This window comes from Chrysiogenes arsenatis DSM 11915, assembly GCF_000469585.1.
In the GTDB taxonomy this organism is placed as follows: Bacteria; Chrysiogenota; Chrysiogenetes; order Chrysiogenales; family Chrysiogenaceae; genus Chrysiogenes; species Chrysiogenes arsenatis.
Map to the genome: position 1 here is coordinate 1 of NZ_AWNK01000008.1, position 20,658 is coordinate 20,658.

Genomic DNA, 20,658 nt, shown 5'->3' on the forward strand with positions numbered 1-20,658 from the left:
CCATAGGTCATAAAAGGTTTTTCAATGAGTGGCAGTAAGCCCTGAATATGTTCGTCGTCAAAAGATGTTGAAGCGCAAAGATTATGTTGGCAAACAGGCAAAACGACTTAAAGACGGTTCACTCAACCCGAACTATGTCGAGGGCAAGCATTACCCGATCATTCTGGGAGGGGAATAAGATGTCTGAAGAACAGAAACCAAAACCGAAATTCACCCCCGAACAGCTTGAAGAGCTGAAAAAAGCTGCTGCTGCCAAGAAAGCGGCCGCTGCCGCCAGTGGCGAAGCTGCTCCTGCTTCTGCAAGTGCTTCTGAAGCGCCTGCCGAAGCAGCGACTCCCGCGCCAAAGCCGGAAGCTCCAGCATGGCTGGCTGGCTTTATGCAAGGATTTGACGGGACAGAATATCAAGGAACGGATGCCAATCAGTGGCATATCGTCACCATCACGCCCGACCAAGTGGTTGCTTTCTGCACCAATCTAAAAGCCGGTGGCTTCGACTTCCTCGACTGCCTTTCCGGTGTTGAGTACAAAGAGTGCTTTGGCACCGTGCTCCATATCCACCGTATTGCCAATAAGTGGCAGCTCTGTGTGCAATACCGCACGGCAAACAAGAATGAGCCAGTGACATTGCCTTCCGTCAGCGCCATCTGGCCAACGGCTGATTGGCACGAGCGCGAATCGTTCGACCTTATGGGAATCCGCTACGCTGGTCACCCTGACCTGCGCCGCATCCTCTTGCCGGACGATACCGTAGGGCACACGCTCCGCAAAGACTTTGTTCCGAATACCGACGGGAGTTTGAAAGTATGACCACAACACCCTGTGCAACACCTTTGCCCCCGCAGGTCATCAAACACGACTACGAAAGTGACATAATGACCTTGGCCATGGGGCCACACCACCCTTCGACCCACGGCGTTCTGCAAATTATGCTGAAGCTTGATGGTGAAATTGTGGTGGAAGCAGAGCCGGTTATTGGCTTTCTGCACCGCTCTATGGAAAGAATGGGTCAGGAGCGTCCGTGGATTCAATACATCGCGGCACTGAACCGTTTCGACTACCTGGCAACCATCCACTCCGAAATGCCGTACTGCGTCGCCACCGAGCGCATCGCTGGCCTCGAAGTTCCCGAACGGGCACAGTGGATTCGTACCCTGATGATGGAACTCAACCGTATCCACTCGCACCTGCTGTGGGTCGGCACATTCCTACTCGACATGGGTGCAACGACGATTGTTATGTATGCACTCCGCGAGCGCGAACTGATTCTCGATATCTTCGAAGAAATCACCGGCATGCGGATGATGAATAACTACACCCGCATTGGCGGCGTCCGTTACGACATCACGCCGAAGTCTGTCGAAATGATTCGCGCCTTTATCAAGAGCTTCCCGCAAGCACTGAAAGATATGGACGCCATTATTACCGGCAACCCAATTGTCCGTACGCGTCTCATTGACAAAGGGGTGCTAACGCGTCAACAGGCATTGGATTTCGGCGCTGTCGGCATTGCGTCACGCGGTTCCGGAGTCGACTTCGACCTGCGCCGTGACCGTCCCGACTTTGCCTACGATAAGCTTTCCTTCAAAGTTCCTGTGTACGATTCAGGCGACAACTTTGCCCGCTACATGGTACGGATGGTGGAAATGGAAGAATCACTCAAGATGGCGGAACAGTGTATTGACCTGATGCCCGAAGGGCCAGTGCAGTGCAAAACCAAAATCGGGCCCATGTGGAAAGCTCCGGCCGGCGAAGCCTACGCTGAAGTCGAGTCGGCACGCGGCATTCTCGGCACATATGTTGTTTCAGACGGCGGTGCCACACCGATGCGGACGAAACTACGTGGTGCATCTTTCACCAACCTTCATGCCTTCGCGCAAACGCTGGTTGGCATTAACATTTCGGAAGTCGTCATCCTCCTCGGATCGTATGACGTTGTTCTTCCTGAAATCGACAGGTAGGAGTAGGGCATGTTTTTTACCTTTACACAAGCATGGCCCCTCTGGGCGCAACAACTGTTTTACGCCATTGTTCCGGTCGTTCTGATGATCGCGGTGGTTATGACTTCGGTTATCCTCTTTGTTTGGTATGAGCGCCGTTGGTTGGGAGTCTTGCAGCATCGCTTTGGACCAAACCGCGTCGGGCCGTTCGGACTGCTCCAATTGATTGCCGATGCCGTCAAAATGATGACCAAAGAGGACATCATGAACCGCGAGGTTCACAAAGTACTCTTTACGATGGCTCCGATCATTACGATGAGTTCCGCCTTGATCGCGTGGGCGGTTATTCCGTTCGGCGAAAACATGATTATCAGTAATATCGAAACAGGGATTTTCTTCCTTTTCGCCATTGCCGGCATGGGAACGTTTGCCACGATTATCGCCGGTTATGCCAGCGCCAACAAGTGGAGTACCCTTGGGGCGATGCGCGGCGTTGGTCAAGCAATCAGTTACGAAATCCCCCTGCTCTTTTCGGTCGTGCCAATCTTCCTGATTGCCGGATCGTTCAACCTGCAAGACATCGTGTTGCAGCAGCAAGGGTTCTGGAATATCTGGAAGCAGCCATTAGCGTTCCTGCTGTTCTATATCTGTATGACTGCCGAAGTAAACCGGACGCCATTCGACCTTCCTGAATCGGAAAGTGAATTGGTTTCTGGATTTAACACGGAGTATTCAGGGTTTAAGTTTGGTGGCTTTTTTATGGGCGAGTACATCGCTTCTGTCACCATGTGTGCCCTGCTGACGCTGCTCTTCTTTGGTGGCTGGTACTTACCGTTTGCCAATATCGAAGTGATTAACGCACTTCACACTGGCACCATCGGCTACCTTATCAACCCCATTGTGTTCCTGGCGAAGACCTATTTCTTCTTTGGTATTACCGTATGGGTGCGGGCAACACTGCCACGGGTAACGATCGGGATGCTCCTGAGCTTTGCCTGGAAAGGGCTGATTCCGCTGACGATTTTGAACATTTTTGTTACCGGCTTAGTCCTGTACATTCTAAGGTAGGATAACTATGGCTCATCATGATGAACATGCAACGATAGAAGCGCCCGCAGCCAAAACTGGCGAATGTGTTTCGATGATCAATACGGTGTTCGCAGGTGCCAAGGCGATTGCGACCGGAATGAAAACGGTACTCAAGTACGCTGGTGGCCCCCGCCCAACACGCGAATATCCCGAAGTTGTCCGTCCGCTCGCCGAGCGCTCGCGTGGACGTCTCTACTTTATCGAAGAAAAGTGCATTGCCTGCAATATGTGCGTCAAGGCGTGCCCGATCGACGTTATCCATCTCGAATCGCACCGCGAAGACCGTGAAGTGGATGGCAAAGTCAAAAAAGTTCCCGTCATCGACAAGTACACCGTCGATATCGGCGAATGTATCTCTTGCGGTTTGTGTGCCGAACACTGTCCAACCGACGCGGTTTTCCAAGCGCATGAGTACGAAACGGCCTACTACTACAAAGAGCTTTTTGTAATGAATAAGGATGAACTGGCTATGACATTTCCAGAGTTCATCGCTAAGAAAAACCGGGAAATGAAGGGGAAGTAGACGTATGGGTGACTTTATCTATCATCTCGTGTTTTATCTCCTGGCAGCATCTATGTTTGCCAGCGCGCTTGCGATGATTTTTGTCCGCAACATTGTCGCCAGTGTTGTCTGTCTGGTCGGAGCGTTCTTGGGTGTGGCCGGATTCTTTTTCCTGCTCAACGCCGAGTTTATTGGTGTCGTCCAAATCATGGTTTATGCCGGAGCACTGTCGCTTTTGATCGTGTTTGCGATCATGCTGACCGATCCGAAAGATCACGAAACCGAGCGGCCAAAACTGAACAACATCCTTGCTGGCCTCGTAGTCAGTGGTGCCTTGTTCCTGATTATGGTCTGCGCCATTTCGACGGCTGAATGGAAGATTTCTGATGCGGCTCCGCTGCTAGAGCGCACCGCAGTTTACATTGGTGTTCAGTACTTCACCGATTACATTGTGCCGTTCTACCTTGCCGCGATTATCCTTTCGATGGCACTGACTGGCGCTATTGTTCTGGCGAAGAAGGATGAGGAGGGGGATAAATGTTAAGTGTAACTCTGAATCATTTCCTCTACGTCGCAACAGCGATTTTTTGCCTTGGGATTTTTGGTATTATCGTGAGCCGCAATGCGGTCAAAGTGCTCCTTTCGATCGAAGTGATGTTAGCCGGGGTCAACATGGCGTTTATTGCTTTTTCGCGCTATGTCACGCCAGATACGCTGGAAGGGCAGATGATTACCATTTTCATCCTGACGGTCGCCGCTGCAGAAGCCGCGGTGGGGCTGGCTATCCTCTTGGTCGTGTATCGCAACTACCGGACGGTAGACATGTCCAAATTCAATTTGCTGAAGTGGTGAGGTACCTATGATTGAATTTGCCATATCGAATGCGTGGCTCATTGGCGTCATGCCGATCCTTGCTGGGTGTATTGCCCTGTTACTGGTTCGTCCGTGGCCAAAGCTGGCGCACACTGTGGTCATCATCCCGTCGGCCTTTGGCTGGGCGCTCGCCACTTTAGTTTTGGCCGGAGCGTTTCTGGGCTATGACCTTTCTTCTTCACAGTGGAGTTATCGCCTGCTGACTACCGGCGATTTTGATCTGAACTTTGGCATTGCTGTCGATAACCTGACGGCCATGATGCTCTTTATCGTTATGACAGTCAGTACGCTGGTGCAGCTGTTTTCTACCAAGTACATTGAAGGCGACAGCGGCTATTCCCGCTTCTTTGCATTCCTTGGCTTGTTTACTTCGTCGATGCTCGGACTGATTCTGGTTGACAACCTCCTTGGTCTCTTCATCTTCTGGGAGCTTGTCGGGGTCTCCTCCTTCCTGCTGATTGGTCACTGGTTCCAAAAACCATCGGCAGCAGCCGCGTCGAAAAAGGCCTTCATCACCAACCGCGTCGGGGACTTTGGTTTCCTGATCGGGATTATGATTATCTTTGCCGTGACTGGCACGTTAGATTTTGCTGAACTTCGCGAGGCCATTGTCGTGGGCGATCTTTCCGGCTGGATTTTGACAGCGGCGGGGATTGGGATATTCTGCGGTGCTATCGGGAAATCGGCTCAGTGGCCATTACACGTGTGGTTACCTGATGCGATGGAAGGTCCAACCCCAGTATCAGCGTTGATCCACGCGGCCACGATGGTTGCCGCCGGGGTCTACATGGTTGGGAAAATCTACTTCCTGTTCGAAGCTTCGGCCACCACACTCCAGTTCATTGCGTGGATCGGTATCATTACCGCCTTCCTTGCTGCTTGTATTGCTGTTGTGCAGTACGATATTAAAAAGGCACTGGCCTACTCTACGGTATCGCAGCTTGGCTTTATGATGTTTGCCCTTGGCATGGGGCCAATCGGGTACGCCGCCGCACTCTTTCACTTGATGGCGCACGCCTTCTTTAAAGGGATGATGTTCCTTGATAGTGGTTCGGTCATCCACGGCTGTCACCACGAACAGGATATGCGCTACATGGGCGGTCTGCGCAAAACCATGCCGTTTACCTCCATCATCATGTTGATCGGCTGTTTGGCGATTGCTGGTATTCCTCCATTCGTCGGCTTCTTCAGTAAAGATGAAGTATTGGCGGCCGCCTTCGCGATGAACCCATTGATCTATGTCATGGGGACACTCACCGCAGGTCTGACGGCCTTCTATATGTTCCGGATGTACTTCATGACTTTCCACGGCGAATACCGTGGCCACGCCCATCCGCATGAGTCTCCTTGGCAAATGACAGTACCACTGGCGATTCTTGGCTTCTTCACCGTCGTTGCGGGCTTGCCAGCGCTGCCACACTTCTGGGGTGGACACAGCATGATTGCTGACTTCCTGCACTACATGCCGGTCAGTGGCGAGCCGGTTACGCTCCACCTGAATGTGCCAGTTATGATTATCGCAACGCTCACCAGCGTGGTCAGCATTGTGGTGGCCTACTTGATGTACGTTAAGGGGACGATTTGCCCTGAGAAGATGAAGCAGCGCTTCAGCTACCTGCACAATTTGTTGACGTACAAGTTCTACTACGACGAAATGTACGGCGCATTGAGCAAGTATGTCGTGCTGGGCATCGGTAAAGCGAGCTGGTGGTTCGACCGCACTATCATTGATGGCGCGGTAAACCTGATCGGCAGCGTTACCTACTGGTGTGGCGGTCGCGTGCGCCTGCTGCAGACCGGCTCAATTCAGACTTACGTTTCAGTACTCGTACTTGCCGTAGCGGTTATCGCCGCTGTACTGCTGGTATAGGAGGGGAAAGCGAATGTTTATCAATCCAACCGAACTCAATACCCTGACGCTGACGGCTTTGATGGTCATCCCGATCATCGGCGCGCTGATCATTGCGTTGCAGGGAAAATCGGAAAACACCAAAGCCCCTCACTACATTGCGGCGGCCACCACGTTTACCGTTTTCGTCCTTTCCGTGGTCATGGCATTTTCTTACTGGCCGTATGCTGGTGGCGAGAATCAGTACCTTTTCCGTGATACTTGGAACTGGATCCCATTCCTGAACACCAGCTATGACGTAGCCGTCGACGGCCTTTCGCTACCGATGGTTGTCCTCACTACGTTCCTGATCTTTATCTGTTCACTCGCTTCGTGGAACATCGCCGACAAACGTCCGAAGCTCTACTTTGCGCTGTTCCTCTTCCTTGAAACGGCTTTGATCGGCGTATTTACTTCGGTTGATATGCTGCTCTTCTTTGTTTTCTGGGAATTAGAACTGATCCCGATGTACTTCCTGATTGGTATTTGGGGTGGCCCACGCCGCGAATATGCATCGTATAAGTTCATCCTGTACACCGTGCTCGCTTCTGCGGGGATGTTCATTTCGCTGCTGGCGATCTACTTCTACGCTGGCGCATACAGCTTTGACTACATCACCGTATCGCAAAGCGGTATTCTGCGCGATCTGAGCATGTTCGTTCAGGTTCTGCTCTTCCTTGGCTTCTTCCTCTGCTTTGCGGTCAAACTGCCGGTGGTGCCACTGCACACATGGTTGCCAGACGCACACGTTGAAGCACCAACGCCGGTATCAGTACTGCTGGCTGGTGTCCTGCTGAAAATGGGCGCCTATGGACTGTTCCGCTTCAACTTCGGCTTATTCCCTGAAGCGACACAATATCTGGCAACGCTCCTTGCCGTGCTCGGTGTGATCAATATTGTCTATGGTGCCTTCCTTGCTTTAGCGCAAACCGATATGAAAAAGGTTATCGCCTACAGTTCGGTTTCGCACATGGGCTTTGTCCTGCTCGGCCTTGCAAGCTTGAATCACATGGCGTTTAACGGTGGGATTCTGCAAATGTTTGCTCACGGCACCATCACTGCGATGATGTTCCTTATGGTCGGCGTGGTGTACGATCGCGCCCATACGCGCGAAATCGCGAAACTTGGCGGCTTGGCACAGCAAATGCCAATGGCTTCTGCCCTGTTTCTGGTTACGGCGTTTGCGGCAGTCGGTGTCCCTGGTTTCAACGGCTTTGTGGCAGAAGTGCTGATTTATGTTGGCGCCTTCCAAAGCTTCCCGATCCTCACGATCATTGCTGTGTTGGGGATTATCCTTGGTGCCGCGTATATGCTCTGGCTGCAAGAGCGGGTCTTCTTTGGGCCACGCAAAGCAGTGTGGAATGGGTTGTCTGATATGAATGGGTTAGAAAAATTTAATATGATCGCCTGCCTCATTGTCGTTTTGATTACCGGCATTCTGCCGTTCCTCATCATGGACATTATCAACCCGGCGACAGTTCAGCTCCTCGGGCTGTTAGGTTAGGAAGGGGGACACTATGACACATCACACCGATCTCGTAATTATCTTCCCTGAACTGCTCGTTGTGGCGGCAATCTTTATTGCCACCGTTGCCGACCTGTTCATCAATAGACAGAATAAGTTAGCTGTCGGCTACATGGTACTGCTCGGCATGGTGGGCGCACTCGTCACCCTGATTGGGCTCAGAGAGTATTCGACAGCGTTTAACTTTGCCGGCATGTTTGAGCACACCGGCTATTCATGGTGGTTCCGCATCATGATTTTGTCCGGCGGTATTCTGACGCTTATGATGTCATTTATTTACGCCCAAGAACGTCACACCAAACAGGGTGAATACTACTACCTGATTGCCATTGCCACCCTTGGCGGGATGGTACTGGCTGGTTCTGGCAACGTGGTTTCTCTCTTCCTTGGGCTGGAAATGCTGAGTATTACCTCGTATGTTCTCGTTGGTATGCAGCGCGGCAAGCCAATAGCGGCCGAAGCATCGTTTAAATACATGCTCTACGGCGCGATTTCTTCCGCCGTGATGCTGTTTGGCTTTGCTCTGATTTTTGGTATGACAGGCACCCTGAACATTGCCGAAGCAGGCGCTTCGCTTGGACTGCTCCTCGAAGGGCATTCCAGCATGGCAGCAACACTGGCGATGATTATGGTTCTGGGCGGACTGGGCTACAAACTGGCCGTTGTTCCGTTCCACCAATGGTCGCCGGACGTGTACCACGGGGCATCGTATCCCGTAACCGCGTTCCTGTCAGTCGTCTCCAAAATTGCCGGTTTTGCGATCGTCATCCGTCTGGTTGACTACGTCTTCATGGGTTACGGCCTCGAAGTCATTGCCAGCCAATGGGCACTGGCCTTCGCCTTTATGGCAGCGGCCAGCATGATTATTGGTAATATGGCGGCGCTTGTACAAAGCAACGTGAAACGGATGCTGGCTTACTCCAGTATTTCACATGCGGGATATGTCTTGGTTGGTATCGTCGCCTTTATGGCCACAAATGACCTCCCTGCCGGAGTGGCGTTCCTTGATGGCGCAACGGCGACGGTATTCTACCTCTTCGGTTACCTCTTTATGAACATCGGTGCCTTTGCTGGTCTGATGCACTTTAGCCGGATGGTTGGAAGCGCTGAAACGGCGGATCTAGCCGGTCTGGCGAAAAAGAGCCCACTGGTGGCTTTTGTCACCGCGTCTTGTCTAGTCAGCTTGGCTGGGTTGCCGCCCTTTATCGGCTTCCTTGCGAAGTTCTACCTCTTCGGTTCTGCGGTACAAAGTGGCTATGTCTGGCTCGCCATCATCGGTCTGATCATGAGTATCGTGTCGCTTTACTACTATGCGCGCGTTATCAAAACATTGTACTTCGATGAACAAACTTCTGAAATTCGCAATGCCACGACTTCGGGGTCTGGCGTATCCGCCGCTCTTGGGTTTAGTTTTGCGGGGATGTTGCTCTCGATGTTCTTTGCCGAGCCGATCATCAACATTATCCGTTGGTCGATGGAGCGGTTGTAAGCATCTTGAATTCTTGATACCATTGACAAAGCCCCGGAGTGTATGCTTCGGGGCTTTGCTGTAAATACGCAAGGGGGAACGACGATGCAAAGAAAAATGAACTCCCAGGGTGAACTGTACGACGAACTGCGAGCACTCCTGGCCAATGACCGCGAAAAGCTCATTCTGGCACACTACCCTGATGGCATTTACCTGGAAACCGCTGCCGAAGCGACGGTGGATCAGTATGCCCTTCCACTCAGCGAATACACCAATCGACAAATTGTTCTGGCGTATCCATTGATGCAGCAAAATCTCTCCCTCGCAGAGATTCGTGCGAGGATCACTCATGAGTAGCATGGACCAGCCACGCTGCGCCGTGGCACAGGAATACGGTGTCGACGTTTGGAGGCTTGCCATGGAAACGCTGGGCAACGAACGCGAAGTCTACCTAAAAGGGCTTGATTGGTGGAATGAATTTGCTACCGAACATGGATTTGGCTATGTCAACGAAGAGAACGAGTTTGTCCGCACCAAACCAATGCCATAGGAGGAACGAACACATGAGCGCATCATTAGTCGGCAAGAAAGCCTTTATCACAGGTGCCAGCAGCGGGATTGGGCTGGCCTGCGCCCATGCGCTTGCGAAGGCCGGCGCCAAGCTGCTACTCTGCGCGCGCAATCAAACCAAGCTTGAAATGGTCGCGGCTGAACTCGCCAAACAGTATGGCACGCAATCGTTTGTGCTGCCACTTGACGTCTGTCGTCGCAGCGACGTTGCCACAGCGCTAGAAAGCCTTCCGGCAGAATGGCAAGCGCCGGATATCCTCATCAACAATGCGGGACTCGCACTTGGGTTAGAAAAGCTGCATGAAAACAGCATCGACGATTGGGAAACCATGATCGACACCAACATCAAGGGGGTGCTCTATCTACTGCGCGGTTTGGTTCCGGGCATGATCGGGCGTGAAGCCGCCACGGTCATCAACGTTGGTTCGACGGCTGGTCGCGGCGCGTACCCCAATGGTGCCGTCTACTGTGCCTGTAAAGCCGCGCTGCGCATTATCACCGATGGCCTGCGCATGGATACCATTGATACGCCCCTTAGAGTCAGTATTGTCGAACCGGGGATGACGGAAACCAACTTCAGCAATGTCCGCTTTCACGGCGACACCGAGCGTGCCAAACAGGTCTATACGGGGCTGAAACCACTCACGCCAGAAGATGTTGCCGAAGCGGTGCTGTTTATGGCCACCCGCCCGGCGCACGTGCAGATTCACGATATCATGATGTCGCCCACGCATCAGGCGAGTGGCGGGATGATTTATCGCGTGACCAAATAAAAAAAGGCGACCGGTAGGTCGCCTTTTTTAACTATCCTAACCGTTCTTTGACCGCGGCGACTTTGCCTTCCAGCGCTCCGGTAACACCAACTTTATCGTCGATCTTAATGGAAGTGGAAACGCGCCCAGAATACTGCCGCATGTTCATGTGACACGTTTGTATCAGGGCAAAAACCGCTTCCGGCTCCCCTTCTACAATCGTCCCCATCGCGTGCAGTTCATACTTCAGCCCGCTCTGGCGGATGATTTCCAGCGATTTCGCCACGTATTCAGAAAGTTGTTTCCCCCCTTTATCGAGGGGGGTAATCGAAAATTCCGCTAACATCACAACACCTATTCGATATGGGTCGTTTTGATGTGGAGTTCGCGCAGTTGCTTGTCGTCAACCAAGCTTGGCGCGTCGGTCAGGACGCAGGTTGCTTTCTGCGTTTTTGGGAATGCAATCACGTCGCGGATGGAGTTGGTGCCAGAAAGGATCATCGCTACGCGGTCGACCCCAAAAGCAATCCCGCCATGCGGTGGCGTACCAAAGCTGAGAGCATCAAGCAGGAATCCAAACTTGGCACGCGCTTCTTCTTCGCCGATGCCAAGCAGGCTAAACATGGCCGACTGCACTTCTTCGCGGTGAATACGGATGGAGCCGCCACCAATTTCAAAGCCGTTCAAAACAAGATCGTACGCTTTAGCACGGCACGCGCCCGGATCGGTTGCCAGCAGTGGCACGTCTTCGTCCATCGGGGAGGTGAACGGATGGTGCATGGCGTTCCAACGCTTAGCATCTTCGTCATATTCGAGCAGTGGGAATTCGGTGACCCACAAGAAATTGTATTTGCTATTGTCGATCAGATCGAGGCGCTGTGCCAGCAGAGAACGGAGGCGGTTCAATGAATCGGCTACTACTTTTTTGGTGTCGGCCATAAAGAATATGCAGTCGCCGACGTTCGCGCCACAACGCTCAACGATCGCTTTCAACGTCGCTTCGCCCAAGAATTTAGTAATTGGGCTTTGGTATTCGCCGTTTTCTTTCACTTTAATGTAAGCCAGACCTTTGGCACCAAAGACGGTCAATTCCTTCGTCATATCGTCGATATCTTTGCGGCTCAGTTCGCCACATCCAATACCGTTGATCGCTTTGACCTGTCCGCCATTATCAAGTGCATTTCTAAACACCTGAAAGCCAGAATAATCGAGATCAGAAAGGTTGATCAATTCTAATCCGTAGCGCGTATCCGGCTTATCGCACCCAAAACGATCCATAACTTCGGCATAGCTTAAACGCTGGAATGGCGTGGGGATCTCAACACCAGCCACCTGCTTCCAAAGGTAGGCAAACAACCCTTCAATCAGTTCCATCAACTGCTCGCGGTCGATGAAGCTCATCTCCATATCCAGCTGAGTAAACTCTGGCTGACGGTCAGCGCGAAGGTCTTCGTCGCGGAAACACTTGACGATCTGGAAATACTTGTCGTAACCGGAAATCATCAAAAGCTGTTTGAATAACTGCGGCGATTGCGGCAGCGCAAAGAATCGACCAGGGTTGACGCGCGAAGGAACCAGATAATCACGCGCCCCTTCCGGCGTTGATTTCGTGAGTACCGGCGTTTCAATATCAAGGAACCCTTTATCGTAGAGATATTCGCGCATTGCGCGCGTTAAACGGTGACGGTTGATAATATGTTTTTGAATTTCCGGGCGACGCAGGTCGATATAGCGATATTTGAGGCGGACGTTTTCGTTTACTTCCTGATAGTCGTCGATCATAAAAGGAGGTGTTTTGGACGGGTTTAAAATTCGCAGTTCGGTGATGATAACTTCAATTTCGCCCGTTTTCAGTTTTTCGTTGACGGTGCCTTCGGGGCGGGGGCGAACCTTACCAACAGCCGCCAGCACGAATTCAGAACGTACTTGTTCACCCTTCGTATGCGCCTCTGCGACAACCGTTGGATCAAGTACAATCTGCGTCAAGCCATCGCGGTCGCGCAGGTCGATAAAAATCAGTCCGCCGTGGTCGCGGCGACGGTGCGCCCAACCCATCAGGGTTACTTGCTCCCCGATATTGGCGGCCGTGAGTGTGCCACAAGAATGTGTCCGCAGAAGCCCTTGCATGATTTCCATAAGTCGTCTGGTCTCCTTCTCTATAGTCTTAAAACGAAAAAGCAATACGGTTAGTCGCTCACTTCGAGCGCAATAATTTCGTCGAGCGTCGCGGTTTGCTGTTCCCCGCTGGCCATACTTTTCAGGGTGTATGTCTGTGCATTGTACTCGTTTTCTCCGATCAGCACCACTCCCCTTGCGTTCAGGCGATCCCCTTTTTTAAAGATCGCTTTCACGCTCCGGCTTTGCGGATCAATTTCGCAATTTTTGCCGATACGGCGCAAGGCACACTGTAAGCGCAGCGCATGTGCCGCATAGGCGTTGTCAGTATAGCCGATGAAGTAATCAGGCGCCGGCGTACTGGCCGTAATCCCCAGTTCTTTTGCGAGCAAAATCAACCGTTCCAGCCCAAACGCAAACCCAACACCGGGAGTGGCTGGACCACCAATCGTTTCGACCAAACCATCATAGCGGCCACCGCCACCGATGGCATTTTGTGAGCCGAGTTTATCGGTGGTGAATTCAAAAGCCGTGCGCACGTAGTAATCAAGCCCACGTACCATCAGGCTGTTGCGCTGAAAGGGGACGCCAGCAATTTCCAGATAGTGTTGCAGGGCGCTGTAATGGTCGGCACAAGCGGGGCAGCGGTGATCGTCAATGCGCGGCGCATCTTTCACCTGTTCGCGACATCCTGTCGCTTTACAGTCCAGCGATCGCAGTGGATTTTTATCGAGGCGCGATACGCAATTTTCGCACAGGTGGGCAATGCGCTCTTTGAGGTAGGCGGTGAGGGCATCACGATAACCCGGACGGCATTCTGGGCAGCCAATATTGTTGATCTCGACTGCCACCGCTTCGTGAATACCGATAGCACGCAAAAGCTCGTAGCCCAGCGCAACCACTTCAGCATCAACCAACGCTGAGGTTTCGCCGAACACTTCCACGCCAAGCTGATGAAACTGACGATAACGCCCTTTTTGTGGTCGCTCATAGCGGAACATTGGCCCCGTGTACCACAACTTGACGGGTGAAGAAGCCGTATGCAAATTGTGTTCGACAAAAGCACGCACCACTCCTGCCGTCCCTTCCGGGCGCAGTGTCAGCGATTCGTCACCCTTATCCTGAAAGGTATACATTTCCTTACCGACAATATCGGTCGCTTCGCCGATGCCACGGCAGAAAAGTTCCGTTTTTTCGACGATGGGTGTGCGAACCTCGCTATAATTCCAGCGCGCCAGAATCGCACGCATGTTGGCTTCGATATCGCCCCATAACGGGGAATCTTCTGGAAGCAAGTCGCTAAAGCCGCGAATCGCTTTAATGTTGTTGTTTGACATGAGTGGTATCCTTTTAAGTAATATGCACAAATGCATGCAGTTTTGAGTCTTTACTGACCGCGAGATTTCTCGCTTTGCTCGAAATGACACGATATCTATGTCATAGTCATCCTACTCTTGCATGCTTGTCATCTCGAACAGAGTGAGAGATCTCAGCCTTTGCTGTCCACAGCGTATCCAAACCCCTACGCCGAGCACCCTTTCCACTTCTCTTCCATCCAAGTGTTAATCGACTGACGCCGACTCTTCCACGCGTCGGCTTCCAGACGCTCATGGCTGAAGTCTTTGAAGAGCTGGGTCATCAGTTGTTCAACGCGGTTCAGCCAATGCAGCCGTTCAATGAACACCTCGTCGGCATGCTCTTTGAGGATCACCGGGAAGCGCAGCCCACCAATTTGCAGCGTCGCCCCTTTAATGTGAAATGTCGCGACCAGCTCTTCCGTGAACTCCACGCGCACTTTGCATTCCTTCACTTTTTTGCCATCCCACAGCGCCATCGCCGCTTCCGGACTAATAGAAGGATCGCCCTTTGCGAGGCGTGATTCGCGGCTATCGCCCGACTGGTTTTCCAGCAAAATATAGTCATCAATCCAGATATGGATGATCTCGTCCTCAAAGCGGTAGCGCCCTTCGAGAATTTCGCTTTTATGCCACAGCCAGATCAAAAATTCTTTGCCGATAAAATCACTGGCCATGGTTTGCTCCAAACGTTTCGGGGGTAATGTGTTCCAGCGCCCAACTCATCGACGACGTTAGATCGGCATGCTGCATGCGCCATTCGGGGGACATCAAGTGGATAGGGCGCTCAAAAGTCTTCTTGAAAAACTCACTAAACAGATCATTCGCTGCTAAGGCTGTCGCCCCGAAAAAAACCCGTCCCGCCGGAATATCATAGAGGACATCCCACACCTGCGAGCTGGGAAACTGCTGACGGAGCAACGTGCGTCGCACTTGCTCTTTCACAAAAATTTTATCATCGCGAGTCAGTTTTTCTTTCCCTGTTTCTTGTAAGTACTCCTGCTCTTTGTCAGGCAACATCGCCTTGAGCACTTTGGCGGGAACGGTTTTTTTATCAAGCCGGAGTGAAACCAGCAGATGATCGTTGGTAGGAAAGACTTTATCCATCGTAAAATGGTGGTGGAGAAAATTGTGCGGTGAAACCCAACCCAGCGTACTTTCAGCGAACTCAATCTCTTCAAACGGAATAAAGCGGTTTTTCAGCAGCGCCTCAAACATCTGTTCCATGTAGTTAATGCTTAAATCGCCCTCTACCTGGTAGGTGGTATACGTCAGTGAGCCGTGTAAAAATCCCATAATTATGACTTCCAATAGAGTTTTCAGTTTTTTGGGTGCAGCGGGAAAATTACCACAAAAGGAGGGTGAAGATGAAGCGAAATGAGAAAAGCCGCTTGCACCACTCCAGCGGATATCTTACAAAAGCCCATTATCCCACAGGAGGTTCACATGAACTATGCCCTCGACCGCAATTCCACACTGTTTATGGTTATCGACATTCAAGGCCGTCTGGCACAAATCATCAACAACCGCCAAGAAATCATCAAAAATACCACCATTATGATTCAGGGCTGCCACATCCTTGGCGTTCCCGTCTGCTACACCGAACAGTACCCCAAAGGACTGGGCGCGACAGATCCTTTTGTGGCGGAATACTTTCAACCCGACGATGCCCGCTTTGAAAAGATCACTTTCCCCGCCTTGACAGAAGAAGTGGCGGCCTACCTTCAGGAAAAAAACATCCGCAACATCGTCATTGCAGGGATGGAAACCCACATCTGCGTTTTCCAAACCGTGCGCGCTTTGCTGGACGCTGGTTACGGGGTTTTCTTGCTGAAAGACGCTGTTGGTAGCCGTACACCAGAAAATTTTGAGCGTGGCGCTGATTTGGCGAAACACATGGGAGCGGTGGTTACGAGCACTGAAACCGTGCTCTTCGACTTACTTGGCGTCGCAGGCACCCCTGAGTTCAAAGCCATTTCGCAACTCGTCAAGTAATCCGTGCTACCGCTCTTTGATTCTCACGCTCATCTTGGGCGGGTGACGCACTATGATGAGCACTATACTCAAATACCGGTGGTTATCCCCGGCGTGGCCGCGGAAGACACCCGTTTACTGCGCGCTCAATTTCCCTGCGCCCGCTTTGCGACCGGAGTCCATCCGCTTTGGATTGGCAAGGAGTCGTGCCACTTTGCCGACGTGGAAACACTACTCGGCAGTGGCGGCTTCTGCGCCATTGGTGAATGTGGCTTCGACCGACGAGCCGCTGCAAGCTGGGAGATACAGAAGCAGTATTTTTCCCAGCAGATTGCGCTTGCCATTACGTACGATCTGCCTGTTATCGTTCATCTTGTGGGGGGACTGGAAATATTTCTGCGGTGCCACCAAGCACAACCCTTTCGCGGCGTGCTTCACAGTTGCACCCTCGCGCAGGTTCCCCGTTCACTGATCGATGCGCCGGATATCTACTTTGGCTTCAGTGCTCGCCTACCGCAAAACAGCCGAGCCAATCAACTTTTTATGACACTCCCGCTGGAGCGGGTTTTACTGGAAAGTGATGCCGACGAAACGGTACCAGCAACATTACCCATACTCGAGGCAGCCTGCCAACGACTCGCCACCTTGCGCAGTGAAACCGCAGAGCACGTTGCCAACGTGACCTCCCGCAATGCCTATCAACTTTTTGGTGATTGTTCAAAAACTACGCGGTCTTCTTACCCGTGAGCCCGGTGCAACTCCGTGTCGGCACGGTGCTCTTGTAGATCCAGGGCAATTCCGTCAACCTTGCGTTCAAGCGAATCAAAGCGAACCTCTAAGCCATCAAAGCGAGTTTCTAAGCTATCAATGCGCTTCTCCAAACCATCGATCCGTTTTTCTAAACGGATCTCAACATTGTCGATGTGATCCTTCATCGCCTTGAACTGAAAATCTACCAGATCAAACCGCTCATCTGTTTTTTTACTTAGCGCCTGAATCGCGGCATACAGTGCCGAATGCCCTTCTAACACTAAAGAGAACTTTCCGTTAATATCTTCCAGTAAAATTTCCAGATGGTCCTTTTCCATTCGTCACCTCCTGTCCGCCATCAAAGACCACACAAAAACAGCGAAAAAATGAAACTAAAAAGCTAAAATACATGAATTAAATGCAAATGTTACTATATACATGAGTTTCGCTACGCTACAGCCTTCCGCTCGCGCCACATTCCCAGCAGCAGTATCGCCGCTCCCACACTAATCGCGATATCAGCTACGTTGAATGCTGGCCAGTGGTAGCTGCCCCAGAAAAAATCCAGAAAATCAATAACGTAGCTGTGCAACACACGATCGATCAAGTTGCCCCACGCACCACCAAAGATACACACAGCTCCTAAGCGCCCCCAATATTCTGCGCTGGTACGATAGAGATACACGCACACCGCCGTAGCAATCAGCGCTACGGCAACAAAAAACGGGACGCGTATCGATGCATCCCATCCCGCAAACATCCCAAACGCCGCGCCATCGTTATAGACGAGGGTGAAATGAAAAAAATCCTGCAAGACGGGGATCGATTCGCCCAGCGCTAAGTGACTATCAAACCAGTATTTTGTCAGTTGATCAAGGGCGATTAGCACCGCCCCCCAGCCAAAAAATCGACTCATGATTGCAATACTGCCGCACAGCGTGGGCAGAGTTCCACCTGCTGGGCACCGGTTTCTTCGGAATACATCCAACAACGGCTACACTTTTCCCCTTTGGCATGAGTGACGGCGACACGCAGGCCGTTTTCCAGCGGCTCAGTGTTGAGTGCCGGATCAATGGCAATCTGCGAAATAATAAAGACATCGCGTAACTCGGCCAGTGTAAACATCTGGAGAATTTCGTTCGTCGCCAGATCTTTGCCGCATAATGTAACCGCCGCCTCCAGCGAATGGCCGATGACTTTTTCTACCCGCGCGACTTCCAGCGCCTTCATTACATCGCCACGGATTTTCATCAGCTTTTCCCACTTCTGAATAAGCGCCTCGCCCCCCGCTACCGCAGGAGTGGCAGGAAAATCGAGCAGATGCACTGATGTCGCTTTCTGGTCGCCCGGCATAAATCCGTAAATTTCTTCGGCAGTAAAACACAGAATCGGAGCAAGGAGCCTTGTCATACTATCAAGCATCAGATAAAGGACGCTTTGCGCACTGCGCCGTTCGGGCGAATCGGCCTTGGAAGCGTAGAGACGGTCTTTAATAACATCAAGGTACTGCACTGAAAGATCGACACTGCACAGGTTATTGAAGGCGTGATAAATGACGTGGAATTCGTAGCGCGAATAGGCCGAAAGCACTTTCTTTTCGACATTGATGTACCGTGCCAGCGCAAAACGGTCGAACTCCACCATCACTTCCGGTGCCACCAGATCCGTGGCAGGGTTAAAGTCGTAGAGATTCCCCAGCATATAGCGAGCGGTATTGCGGATACGGCGGTACGATTCGGCGAGACGGTTCATGATTTCATCGGAAATGCGCAGATCGTCACGGTAATCTTCGGCAGCAACCCAGAGGCGGAGGATATCGGCACCGAACTTTTTAATAATCTGATCCGGCGCAACCACGTTCCCAACCGATTTGGACATCTTGCGCCCCTTACCATCGAGCACGAAGCCATGCGTCAGCACCGATTTGTACGGCGCCGCGCCGCGTGTTGCCACGGCGGTGAGCAGAGAAGAATGGAACCAACCGCGATGCTGGTCGCTCCCTTCAAGATATAAATCCGCCGGCCATCCTAAACCGCGCCGTTCCATAACCGCTGCATGACTCACACCAGAATCAAACCAGACATCAAGAATATCTTTTTCCTTGCGGAAGCTATCGTGACCGCAATGCGGGCAAGTGGTTCCATCTGCGATAAAATCGCTGGCCGGGCGGTCGTACCACGCATCAACCCCATCGGCTTCAATCGCGGCAGCCGCTTTTTCAAACACCGTCATATCGCTGAGCGGCTCTTCGCACGAGGCGCAGTAGAGCACCGTAATCGGCACACCCCAGAGCCGCTGACGCGACACGCACCAGTCGGGACGGTTGGCAATCATGTTATAAATCCGCTCCTGTCCCCAAGCTGGAATCCACTGCACGTGATCACGAATTTGCGAGAGGGCGTTTTTGCGTAAATCGCCTGTTTCCATAGAAATAAACCACTGTGGTGTGGCGCGGTAAATGACCGGATTTTTGCAGCGCCAGCAATGCGGATATGAGTGCTGCAATTTCGCGCTGCCCAGCAAATAGCCAAGCTCGCTCAGTTTTTCGATAATCAAAGGATTGGCTTTATTGATGTGCATCCCAGCAAAATGGAGCACATCATTTTTCAGAATGCCGTGGTCATCAACCGGATTGTACGGCTCTAAGCCATACCGCATACCGGCAATATAATCTTCCATACCATGTCCTGGCGCGGTATGAACGGCTCCCGTACCGGCTTCCAGTGTGACGTGATCGCCAAGAAGAATCAACGAGGTGCGCTCAGCAAACGGATGATGGCACTCGCGTTTTTCCAACGCCGCTCCTGCAAAACGGGCAACCTCGCGGTATTCAGCAATGCCCCAAATTCCCATCAACTTTTCTACCAACTCTGCAGCGACGATGAGAATTCTGCCACCTACTTCGATGGCGGCGTATTCCAGATCCGGATTCAGCGCCACACCGAGGTTAGCGGGCAGCGTCCACGGTGTTGTCGTCCAAATAACAATGGCGGTTGGGGTGTGCGCCGAGGAAGGAACAAGATCGGTAATGTCAGACGCAACGGGGAACGCCACGTAAATGGAGTGTGACGTGTGATCGTCGTACTCTACCTCAGCTTCGGCCAGCGCCGTCACGCAGTCAGGGCACCAGTAAATTGGCTTCAGCCCTTTATAAAGCGATCCATTGGCCATGAATTTCCCCAGTTCGCGCACAATATCGGCTTCGTACTGGTAGTTCATGGTGAGATAGGGGTTTTCCCATTCGCCCAAGATGCCGAGCCGCTTGAATTCCGTCCGCTGAATGTCGATAAACTTCGTGGCGTGTTCGCGGCACAGCTTCCGTTTTTCAGCGGGAGGCGTCTCATTTTTCTTCTTCCCCAGTGCCTTATCAACCCCAAGCTCAATCGGAAGCCCGTGGCAATCCCAGCCCGGCACATACGGAACATGGAATCCTTCCATAGTTTTTTGGCGAATGATGATATCTTTCAGGGTTTTATTAAGAGCGTGGCCGATATGCGTGTTCCCGTTGGCGTAGGGCGGACCGTCGTGCAGCACAAAAGAGGGTTTGCCGGTGCGGTTCTTCAAAACCGAATTGTACAAATCAACCTGATCCCATTGTTCAAGAATCCCCGGCTCTTTGGCAGGCAAATTGCCGCGCATTTGAAAGTCGGTAACCGGAAGATTAAGCGTGTCTTTAAGTTCCATGAAAGGCGTGCTCCTTTATGTATGCGGGTCGGCATATGAGTTTACTAGCATAGACAAAATTGAGTTCTTGAGTATAGAGAGGCTGACCCGTATTGACAACTACAGAATCGACAACGCATCACCCTAGCATGTCTCGACGGTAATCCCCCGAACAATGTCACACAAGACACTACC

General features: G+C 52.0%; 22 protein-coding genes. 14 read left to right on the forward strand and 8 right to left on the reverse strand.

The genetic code is table 11. The annotated features are described in order from the left end of the window. Positions 1-179 precede the first annotated feature (179 nt). The 12 genes from P304_RS16165 (at position 180) to P304_RS0107150 (ending at position 10,627) form a co-directional block, all read left to right on the forward strand. Positions 180-809 carry an NADH-quinone oxidoreductase subunit C gene (locus tag P304_RS16165; RefSeq protein WP_051321448.1) on the forward strand — a complete coding sequence of 210 codons (630 nt, stop codon included), beginning with the start codon at positions 180-182 and terminating at the stop codon, positions 807-809. Beyond that, positions 806-1,960 (forward strand): NADH-quinone oxidoreductase subunit D, encoded by a 1,155-nt coding sequence (locus P304_RS0107100; protein WP_051321505.1) that lies wholly within the window; start codon positions 806-808, stop codon positions 1,958-1,960. The genes P304_RS16165 and P304_RS0107100 overlap by 4 nt, the downstream gene beginning before the upstream one ends. Before the next feature lie 9 nt (positions 1,961-1,969). Beyond that, on the forward strand, positions 1,970-3,007 hold the full coding sequence (gene nuoH, locus P304_RS0107105; RefSeq protein WP_027389975.1) for an NADH-quinone oxidoreductase subunit NuoH: 1,038 nt from the start codon (positions 1,970-1,972) through the stop codon (positions 3,005-3,007). Positions 3,008-3,014: 7 nt separating this feature from the next. Next, positions 3,015-3,551, forward strand: coding sequence for a 4Fe-4S binding protein (locus P304_RS16170; protein WP_051321506.1), 537 nt, complete (start codon positions 3,015-3,017; stop codon positions 3,549-3,551). A 4-nt stretch (positions 3,552-3,555) separates the two neighbouring features. Beyond that, positions 3,556-4,074, forward strand: coding sequence for an NADH-quinone oxidoreductase subunit J family protein (locus P304_RS14545; protein ID WP_051321507.1), 519 nt, complete (start codon positions 3,556-3,558; stop codon positions 4,072-4,074). Then, complete coding sequence (gene nuoK / locus P304_RS0107120; protein ID WP_027389976.1) at positions 4,068-4,382, forward strand: NADH-quinone oxidoreductase subunit NuoK; 315 nt, start codon at positions 4,068-4,070, stop codon at positions 4,380-4,382. The genes P304_RS14545 and nuoK overlap by 7 nt, the downstream gene beginning before the upstream one ends. 7 nt (positions 4,383-4,389) lie before the next feature. Beyond that, complete coding sequence (nuoL, locus tag P304_RS14550; protein ID WP_034764675.1) at positions 4,390-6,273, forward strand: NADH-quinone oxidoreductase subunit L; 1,884 nt, start codon at positions 4,390-4,392, stop codon at positions 6,271-6,273. 13 nt (positions 6,274-6,286) lie between these two features. Further along, positions 6,287-7,795, forward strand: a complete 1,509-nt coding sequence (locus P304_RS0107130; protein ID WP_027389977.1) for a complex I subunit 4 family protein — start codon at positions 6,287-6,289, stop codon at positions 7,793-7,795. 13 nt (positions 7,796-7,808) lie between these two features. Further along, the gene (locus P304_RS14555; RefSeq protein WP_051321508.1) at positions 7,809-9,305 is read left to right on the forward strand and encodes an NADH-quinone oxidoreductase subunit N; all 1,497 of its coding nucleotides are present in this window, start codon (positions 7,809-7,811) and stop codon (positions 9,303-9,305) included. An 84-nt stretch (positions 9,306-9,389) separates the two neighbouring features. Then, a complete protein-coding gene (locus tag P304_RS0107140) occupies positions 9,390-9,641 on the forward strand; it encodes a hypothetical protein (protein WP_027389978.1) in 252 nt (83 codons plus the stop codon). Beyond that, positions 9,634-9,834 (forward strand): hypothetical protein, encoded by a 201-nt coding sequence (locus tag P304_RS0107145; protein WP_027389979.1) that lies wholly within the window; start codon positions 9,634-9,636, stop codon positions 9,832-9,834. The genes P304_RS0107140 and P304_RS0107145 overlap by 8 nt, the downstream gene beginning before the upstream one ends. A gap of 13 nt (positions 9,835-9,847) precedes the next feature. Then, positions 9,848-10,627 carry an SDR family NAD(P)-dependent oxidoreductase gene (locus tag P304_RS0107150; protein WP_027389980.1) on the forward strand — a complete coding sequence of 260 codons (780 nt, stop codon included), beginning with the start codon at positions 9,848-9,850 and terminating at the stop codon, positions 10,625-10,627. A 31-nt stretch (positions 10,628-10,658) separates the two neighbouring features. Here the strand turns inward: P304_RS0107150 and P304_RS0107155 are convergent, their stop codons facing one another. The 5 genes from P304_RS0107155 to rdgC form a co-directional block, all read right to left on the reverse strand. Continuing rightward, positions 10,659-10,952 (reverse strand): MTH1187 family thiamine-binding protein, encoded by a 294-nt coding sequence (locus tag P304_RS0107155; RefSeq protein ID WP_027389981.1) that lies wholly within the window; start codon positions 10,950-10,952, stop codon positions 10,659-10,661. A gap of 8 nt (positions 10,953-10,960) precedes the next feature. Beyond that, on the reverse strand, positions 10,961-12,742 hold the full coding sequence (gene aspS, locus P304_RS0107160) for an aspartate--tRNA ligase (protein ID WP_027389982.1): 1,782 nt from the start codon (positions 12,740-12,742) through the stop codon (positions 10,961-10,963). A 50-nt stretch (positions 12,743-12,792) separates the two neighbouring features. Next, the gene (hisS, locus tag P304_RS0107165; RefSeq protein WP_027389983.1) at positions 12,793-14,058 is read right to left on the reverse strand and encodes a histidine--tRNA ligase; all 1,266 of its coding nucleotides are present in this window, start codon (positions 14,056-14,058) and stop codon (positions 12,793-12,795) included. A 185-nt stretch (positions 14,059-14,243) separates the two neighbouring features. Next, positions 14,244-14,753 (reverse strand): hypothetical protein, encoded by a 510-nt coding sequence (locus tag P304_RS0107170; protein ID WP_027389984.1) that lies wholly within the window; start codon positions 14,751-14,753, stop codon positions 14,244-14,246. Then, positions 14,743-15,372 carry a recombination-associated protein RdgC gene (rdgC, locus tag P304_RS0107175; protein ID WP_027389985.1) on the reverse strand — a complete coding sequence of 210 codons (630 nt, stop codon included), beginning with the start codon at positions 15,370-15,372 and terminating at the stop codon, positions 14,743-14,745. Before rdgC ends, P304_RS0107170 begins: the two co-directional genes overlap by 11 nt. A 150-nt stretch (positions 15,373-15,522) precedes the next feature. Here rdgC and P304_RS0107180 point away from each other — a divergent pair, with 150 nt between their 5' ends. Beyond that, positions 15,523-16,071: an isochorismatase family protein gene (locus P304_RS0107180; protein WP_027389986.1), complete on the forward strand. Its 549-nt coding sequence runs from the start codon at positions 15,523-15,525 to the stop codon at positions 16,069-16,071. Between the two features lie 3 nt (positions 16,072-16,074). Then, positions 16,075-16,797: a TatD family hydrolase gene (locus tag P304_RS0107185; protein ID WP_027389987.1), complete on the forward strand. Its 723-nt coding sequence runs from the start codon at positions 16,075-16,077 to the stop codon at positions 16,795-16,797. Here the strand turns inward: P304_RS0107185 and P304_RS0107190 are convergent. The 3 genes from P304_RS0107190 to ileS all read right to left on the reverse strand — a co-directional run bounded on the left by P304_RS0107190 (position 16,788) and on the right by ileS (position 20,484). Beyond that, positions 16,788-17,138 carry a hypothetical protein gene (locus P304_RS0107190; RefSeq protein ID WP_027389988.1) on the reverse strand — a complete coding sequence of 117 codons (351 nt, stop codon included), beginning with the start codon at positions 17,136-17,138 and terminating at the stop codon, positions 16,788-16,790. The genes P304_RS0107185 and P304_RS0107190 overlap by 10 nt on opposite strands. A gap of 110 nt (positions 17,139-17,248) precedes the next feature. Then, complete coding sequence (lspA, locus tag P304_RS0107195) at positions 17,249-17,716, reverse strand: signal peptidase II (RefSeq protein WP_027389989.1); 468 nt, start codon at positions 17,714-17,716, stop codon at positions 17,249-17,251. Next, positions 17,713-20,484, reverse strand: a complete 2,772-nt coding sequence (gene ileS, locus P304_RS0107200; RefSeq protein WP_027389990.1) for an isoleucine--tRNA ligase — start codon at positions 20,482-20,484, stop codon at positions 17,713-17,715. The genes lspA and ileS overlap by 4 nt, the downstream gene beginning before the upstream one ends. Positions 20,485-20,658 lie beyond the last annotated feature (174 nt).

Bases quoted from the DNA above. Each gene is read 5' to 3' on its own strand.
- P304_RS16165 (WP_051321448.1), top strand. From the start codon at position 180: ATGTCTGAAGAACAGAAACCAAAACCGAAATTCACCCCCGAACAGCTT.
- P304_RS0107100 (WP_051321505.1), top strand. From the start codon at position 806: ATGACCACAACACCCTGTGCAACACCTTTGCCCCCGCAGGTCATCAAA.
- nuoH (WP_027389975.1), top strand. From the start codon at position 1,970: ATGTTTTTTACCTTTACACAAGCATGGCCCCTCTGGGCGCAACAACTG.
- P304_RS16170 (WP_051321506.1), top strand. From the start codon at position 3,015: ATGGCTCATCATGATGAACATGCAACGATAGAAGCGCCCGCAGCCAAA.
- P304_RS14545 (WP_051321507.1), top strand. From the start codon at position 3,556: ATGGGTGACTTTATCTATCATCTCGTGTTTTATCTCCTGGCAGCATCT.
- nuoK (WP_027389976.1), top strand. From the start codon at position 4,068: ATGTTAAGTGTAACTCTGAATCATTTCCTCTACGTCGCAACAGCGATT.
- nuoL (WP_034764675.1), top strand. From the start codon at position 4,390: ATGATTGAATTTGCCATATCGAATGCGTGGCTCATTGGCGTCATGCCG.
- P304_RS0107130 (WP_027389977.1), top strand. From the start codon at position 6,287: ATGTTTATCAATCCAACCGAACTCAATACCCTGACGCTGACGGCTTTG.
- P304_RS14555 (WP_051321508.1), top strand. From the start codon at position 7,809: ATGACACATCACACCGATCTCGTAATTATCTTCCCTGAACTGCTCGTT.
- P304_RS0107140 (WP_027389978.1), top strand. From the start codon at position 9,390: ATGCAAAGAAAAATGAACTCCCAGGGTGAACTGTACGACGAACTGCGA.
- P304_RS0107145 (WP_027389979.1), top strand. From the start codon at position 9,634: ATGAGTAGCATGGACCAGCCACGCTGCGCCGTGGCACAGGAATACGGT.
- P304_RS0107150 (WP_027389980.1), top strand. From the start codon at position 9,848: ATGAGCGCATCATTAGTCGGCAAGAAAGCCTTTATCACAGGTGCCAGC.
- P304_RS0107155 (WP_027389981.1), bottom strand. From the start codon at position 10,952: ATGTTAGCGGAATTTTCGATTACCCCCCTCGATAAAGGGGGGAAACAA.
- aspS (WP_027389982.1), bottom strand. From the start codon at position 12,742: ATGGAAATCATGCAAGGGCTTCTGCGGACACATTCTTGTGGCACACTC.
- hisS (WP_027389983.1), bottom strand. From the start codon at position 14,058: ATGTCAAACAACAACATTAAAGCGATTCGCGGCTTTAGCGACTTGCTT.
- P304_RS0107170 (WP_027389984.1), bottom strand. From the start codon at position 14,753: ATGGCCAGTGATTTTATCGGCAAAGAATTTTTGATCTGGCTGTGGCAT.
- rdgC (WP_027389985.1), bottom strand. From the start codon at position 15,372: ATGGGATTTTTACACGGCTCACTGACGTATACCACCTACCAGGTAGAG.
- P304_RS0107180 (WP_027389986.1), top strand. From the start codon at position 15,523: ATGAACTATGCCCTCGACCGCAATTCCACACTGTTTATGGTTATCGAC.
- P304_RS0107190 (WP_027389988.1), bottom strand. From the start codon at position 17,138: ATGGAAAAGGACCATCTGGAAATTTTACTGGAAGATATTAACGGAAAG.
- lspA (WP_027389989.1), bottom strand. From the start codon at position 17,716: ATGAGTCGATTTTTTGGCTGGGGGGCGGTGCTAATCGCCCTTGATCAA.
- ileS (WP_027389990.1), bottom strand. From the start codon at position 20,484: ATGGAACTTAAAGACACGCTTAATCTTCCGGTTACCGACTTTCAAATG.